This window comes from Tepidimonas sp. (genome assembly GCF_046292505.1).
GTDB lineage: Bacteria > Pseudomonadota > Gammaproteobacteria > Burkholderiales > Burkholderiaceae_C > Tepidimonas.
In genome coordinates, this window is sequence record NZ_JBKBQX010000201.1 from 1 (window position 1) to 649 (window position 649).

The window sequence follows — 649 nt, forward strand, 5'->3', positions numbered from 1 at the left end:
AGGACTTCCGCGGTGACCAGCGCGTCGCCCAAAGCCGTGTGCCGGCCGAGCACTGGAATGCTGAAGCGTTCGGCCAGGGCTTCGAGCCGGTGCGAATCCTGCTGCGGGTTCACTACCGCCGACAGCAGCAAGGTGTCGAGCACCGGTTGCTCGAAGCGCAGTCCCGTCCGGGCTTCGAGCAGTTGCAGGAACTTCATGTCGAACGCCGCGTTGTGTGCCACCAGCACCGTGTCCTGCGCAAACCGGTGAAAGGCCGGGAGCACCGCCTCGATGCGCGGGCGGCCGGCCACCATGTCGGGTGTGATGCCGTGGATGGGAATCGTCGCGGGCGGAATCGGACGGCCGGGATCGACGAGCTGCTCGAAGGACTCATGGCGCAGGACACGGCCATTGAAGACGCGGACCGCGCCGAGCTGGATGATCTCGTCGCCTTCCGAGGGCTTGAGGCCCGTGGTCTCGGTATCGAACACGCAGTACACCAAGCTGGTCAGCGGCCGGTCGAGCAGCGCGGTCGCGGTCTCGCGTTCGGCAAACAGGTCGAAGTCGAAATACTCGGGGCGGCTCTGGCCGTCGGAGGCTTCACCAGCTACCGCCTCGGCATCGAGCGCGGGCACCATCGGCAGAGCGAACCGGAAGAAGCCCTCGTTGT

At 66.4% G+C, this 649-nt stretch carries 1 protein-coding gene; it reads right to left on the reverse strand.

What is annotated here, in order from left to right:
- Positions 1-649 (reverse strand): PolC-type DNA polymerase III (locus ACK4TH_RS12750; RefSeq protein WP_409626975.1); only part of this gene is annotated, 649 nt, incomplete at both ends.